This is a genomic window from Thalassolituus sp. UBA2590 (assembly GCF_002339775.1).
GTDB lineage: Bacteria > Pseudomonadota > Gammaproteobacteria > Pseudomonadales > Oceanobacteraceae > Thalassolituus.
The window spans coordinates 1-4,444 of record NZ_DDKU01000072.1 but is presented as its reverse complement, the minus strand read 5'-3'; the positions used below and the strand labels follow the sequence as shown (position 1 = coordinate 4,444).

Below are 4,444 nucleotides of genomic sequence, written 5' to 3'. Positions count from 1 at the left end.
TCGGCTGACCAGCGTATTATTGTAACGGCAGGTTTGAATAATAAGACAGGATTGGCATGCCGGGTTCAGTGGCTGCCTGATGGAGTAATTGATGAATATCTTATTGGTGGATGACGATACTGAACTGACGGCACTGCTGACCCGTTACCTTGAGCGTGAACTGTTTAAAGTAACTGCCGTCCATACCGCAGAAGAAGGCCTGGCAGAGGCCCTGAGCGCGCGTTACCAGGCCGTTGTGCTGGATGTGATGCTCCCCGGCGGTAGCGGTATCGACATTCTTGGGCAAATCCGTACCCGCAGTGATGTTCCTGTTCTGATGCTGACCGCGAAAGGCGATGAAATGGATCGCATTCAAGGACTCGAGATAGGCGCAGATGACTATATTCCTAAGCCATGTAATCCGCGGGAGTTATCTGCCCGGCTGCGTTCCATTCTGCGTCGCGGGCGTTCCGCCGATGTGATCTCGGCAACACTCGAAGTGGAAGATCTGGTGATCGACTTCGATAAACATATCGTGCATCGCAATGGCGAGGAGCTTGATCTCACCGTGACCGAGTTCAACATACTGGGCGTACTGGTGCGTGAAGCCGGGAAAGTTGTCGACAAAAATCGTCTCGCTGAGCAGTCGATGCAACGGTCACTGACCTTGTTTGATCGCAGTCTCGACATGCACCTCAGTAATCTGCGCAAAAAACTCGGGCCTTCGCCGGGTGGAGAGCAACGTATCAAGACCGTTCGTGGTGTGGGTTACATGTACCAGATGGAGCAGGGATCAGCTGAAGCCTGATGCGCGGCGTATTTCTAAAAATCTACCTCGCCTTTATGGTGACTGCTCTGGTAACGACCGCAGTCACCATTACTCTGGCCGCATACTATCGTCAGTGGTCTAACGACTCAGTGAACCTGATCGCCCCGACCGGGGGTTATATTTCTGCCGCTGAATTGATTCTTCAGCAGGGCGGCGAGCCTTTGCTGCTCGAGTGGCTATTGAGGTTTGAAAGACACCCCAGCGTTAATGCCTATGTATTTGATGATCAGGGACTGAGTCTGCTCCCAGATCCGCCAGCGGCGGTTGTCAGCTATGCATTGTCGGCGGAGAGCTACGAGGCTCAGGTCAGCCCCCTCAGTCGTTCCGAAATATTGGTGAAAGCGCCGATTGAAAGTGTCGAGGGGCGGGTATACCTCCTCGTCGTAGAGTTTATGCATCCGCTGGTGGTGTTTAACCTCCCGGCCTATCTTGGCTGGGGGTTACTCGCATCGTTTCTGATTTTCGCAATCTGGAGTCTGTTACTTTCAGGTTATCTGACGCGCCCCGTGCGTTTTATGCAAAAAACTGTTCAGGCCTTTGCGAGCGGCGACTGGCGCGCCCGGATGGACCCTCGCTCATTAAGGCGACGCGATGAACTTGGTGAGCTGAGCCGCGAATTTAACCACATGGCTGGGTACATCGAACGCCTGATTCATGATCAGAAGCAGCTTGTCAGTGATGTGTCCCACGAGCTGCGTTCACCACTGGCACGCAGTACGGTCGCTCTGGAGCTTGCCCGCCTGGACGCTGTGCCAGATCAGGAAGAGCATCTGGATCGAATAGAACTCGAAACCAAGCGACTCAACGAGATGATCGAAGACCTGCTCAATATGGCAAAGCTGGATGCTCAGCAGGATCACAGTCACTGGTCGGATGTCCATTGTGATAACGTGCTACAACAGGTCGTCGATGATGCCCGGTTTGAACATCCTGACAGTAACGTGAACCTGACTCTCGCAGAAGGGCTACCCGTGATCTTTGGTGATCGAAAATTACTGAAGTCTGCCTTTGAAAATATTACCCGGAACGCCCTGTTGCACACTCAGGAAGGCACGAGTGTTGATCTCTCGGCGCGGATGAAAAACGGCCTGATCCGGGTAGTGATACGTGACCATGGACCGGGGGTACCTGAGGATAAGCTGAACGATCTGCTGCGCCCGTTTGTTCGTGCGGAATCTGCGCGCGAGCGCCTTGGGCAGGGGCATCGGGGTTTTGGTCTGGGCCTGGCGATCGCGCATCGTGTCGTGTCCCATCATAGAGGCCAGATTACGCTGCGTAATCATCGCGATGGTGGCCTGATGGTCACAATTGATCTACCCCCGGCGGGTTGAATTGGCCTCTTTACGTTGGGTTTACTTGTCTCTGCTGTAATAAATTGTTGGGCTGCCGTTACAATACAAGTCTAGAAAAATAAGCAGGTTGTCTTTGTGCGTTTAATTTCCACTCTTGTTTTTATGTGTCTTCCGGCGTTGGCTCTGGCCAATCCGCCGCAGTCAGGCGCGCGCCCGGATATGTCGGTTGAGTGGAGTAACAGCCAACCAGAACAACGTCAGGCACTGGATAACTTCTATCAGGCGCTGCAAGAAATGCCACCAGGTGCTGGTAGCTCTGATATCAATGAACGGCAACGTCACCTTGAGCAGTTGCGTGATATGTCGACGGAGCAGCGTCAGGAGATGTTCCGTAACTTCGTTCAGGACGCTGAGCGTCGCCGCTAAAAATCCCTCCCTTAAGAATTGCGTCATTTCGGCAATGGACAAATGCCATCCAGTCGATACAGTGTTGCCCGTCTAATCTCGGGAAACCAGCATGAAAACACGTATCACTGAACTCTTAGGTATCGAAGCTCCCCTGATCCTTCCGGGTATGAGCTGGATTTCTACCCCTCAGCTTGTCGCCGCAGTCTCGAATGCGGGCGGCTTAGGTATCCTTGCCAGCGGTCCACTGACTCCGGAAGAAACCCGAACTTCTATTCGAGAGATCCGTGAGCTGACGGACAAGCCTTTCGGCGTGGGTGTTACCCTGCTGATGCCTGGCGCCAAAGAAAACGCCATGATCGCTCTGGAAGAAAAGGTGCCAGTGATTAACTTTTCACTGGGTAAAGGTGACTGGTTGGTGAAAAAAGCCCACGAATACGGCGGCAAAGTCATCGCGACCGTTGTCTCCGAGAAACATGCACTGTCAGCCCAAAGCATCGGTGCGGATGCCTTATTGGTCACTGGCCATGAGGCGGCAGCCCATGGCGGTGATGTGACTTCTCTGGTTCTGGTGCCGTCGATTGCCAGTAAAGTCGATATTCCGGTCATTGCTACCGGGGGCTTTGCTGATGCACGTGGCCTGATGGCTGCGCTGTCTCTGGGGGCAGAGGCTGTGGCGATGGGCTCACGCTTTGCGACCAGCGCTGATAGCCCTCTGCATAATCACGTGAAAGAAACGGTGGTTAAAAAGTCGGAGCAGGAAACTATCTACTCAAAGAACTTTGATGGCCTCTGGGCTCGCGTAATGAAAACGCCACGCTCAATTAAAGAAACCAAACGCCCTATGAATCTCATCATGGCGGGCCTCGAAGCGACGAAAGCGGCAAAGATAGTAAAACAGCCGGTCTGGAAGATCATGCTGGGCATGTTAGTTATGCTAGATAAAATCAAACTGCTGGCGTACTTTGGTGCCAGCGTTCCTCGCTTACAGGCTGCGACCATTGATGGCGACCTTGATAAGGGTGTTCAGTTTATTGGTCAGACCCAGGGGTTGATTGAAGACATCCCAACGGTGCAGGAGCTGGTTGATCGTATCCTGGCGGACGCTAAAGCGATGCATGAAAGCAATAACCGCTTCTTTTCCTGATGACGCCATGCAGGCTATCTTCGGATAGTCTGCCTTTCTTTTTATACCCCTCTTTTCGGTTACACTTTTTTGAGGTGATCTTTCCGGTTTTTTCTGGCCAAATTCATTCTTAGGTATGAGGCTGTCCGGATAATGCACGGATTCCCGTAGTTCTTTTGTAACCCTGTCTTCATAAATCCTTTTATGTCCGAAAAAAGCATTTTTCGATAAAAAACCGCTCGTATACTCATTCCCGCTCTGGCCAAAGCACCAAAAAAAATAATAGGGTGAGGAACAGGAAATGAAAAAATATCTGCTTACCGCGGTAGCAGCGGTTACTGTGTCTTCTCAGGCACTGGCGATGTCAGAAACCTTAGATACCGGTTATACCGAAACAAAATATCCTATCGTGCTTGTGCATGGCTTTCTCGGGTTTGAACAGCTGGTGGGAGTTGATTACTGGTACAAAATTCCAGAAACACTGCAGCAGGATGGTGCAGAAGTCTTTGTCGCAACCGTTTCAAATACGAACTACCCGGAAGTTCGTGGAGAGCAGTTAATTGATCAGGTTGAAGATATTCTGGCGATTACGGGCGCAGAAAAAGTAAATCTGATTGGTCATAGTCATGGTGGCCCTACGACGCGTTATGCCGGTTCAGTAAGACCTGACATTATTGCGTCTGTATCCTCTGTTTCTGGCGTTAACAAAGGCACTGTAGTGGCCGATACACTGATTGAATGGTCAGATAATTCTGAAGTGTTCGGTACTGCCTTCGATGTATTTATTTCTGGTATTTCTGAACTTATCTCTTT

Annotated in this window: 5 protein-coding genes; all 5 read left to right on the top strand. The window is 51.4% G+C overall.

Going from position 1 to position 4,444, the window contains the following annotated elements; genetic code table 11:
- Positions 1 to 88 precede the first annotated feature (88 nt).
- Positions 89 to 787 (top strand): response regulator transcription factor, encoded by a 699-nt coding sequence (locus tag B2067_RS06735; protein ID WP_348655062.1) that lies wholly within the window; start codon positions 89 to 91, stop codon positions 785 to 787.
- Positions 787 to 2,139: a sensor histidine kinase gene (locus B2067_RS06730; RefSeq protein ID WP_068436633.1), complete on the top strand. Its 1,353-nt coding sequence runs from the start codon at positions 787 to 789 to the stop codon at positions 2,137 to 2,139. The genes B2067_RS06735 and B2067_RS06730 overlap by 1 nt, the downstream gene beginning before the upstream one ends.
- A 96-nt stretch (positions 2,140 to 2,235) precedes the next feature.
- Positions 2,236 to 2,526 (top strand): hypothetical protein, encoded by a 291-nt coding sequence (locus tag B2067_RS06725; RefSeq protein ID WP_301387882.1) that lies wholly within the window; start codon positions 2,236 to 2,238, stop codon positions 2,524 to 2,526.
- A 91-nt stretch (positions 2,527 to 2,617) separates the two neighbouring features.
- Complete coding sequence (locus B2067_RS06720) at positions 2,618 to 3,652, top strand: NAD(P)H-dependent flavin oxidoreductase (protein WP_301377953.1); 1,035 nt, start codon at positions 2,618 to 2,620, stop codon at positions 3,650 to 3,652.
- Positions 3,653 to 3,932: 280 nt separating this feature from the next.
- Positions 3,933 to 4,444: esterase/lipase family protein (locus B2067_RS06715; RefSeq protein WP_301387881.1), on the top strand; the 512-nt coding region annotated here is incomplete at its 3' end.

Excerpts from the sequence above, each read along its gene's own strand:
- B2067_RS06720 (WP_301377953.1), top strand. The coding sequence starts at position 2,618 with ATGAAAACACGTATCACTGAACTCTTAGGTATCGAAGCTCCCCTGATC.
- B2067_RS06730 (WP_068436633.1), top strand. The coding sequence starts at position 787 with ATGCGCGGCGTATTTCTAAAAATCTACCTCGCCTTTATGGTGACTGCT.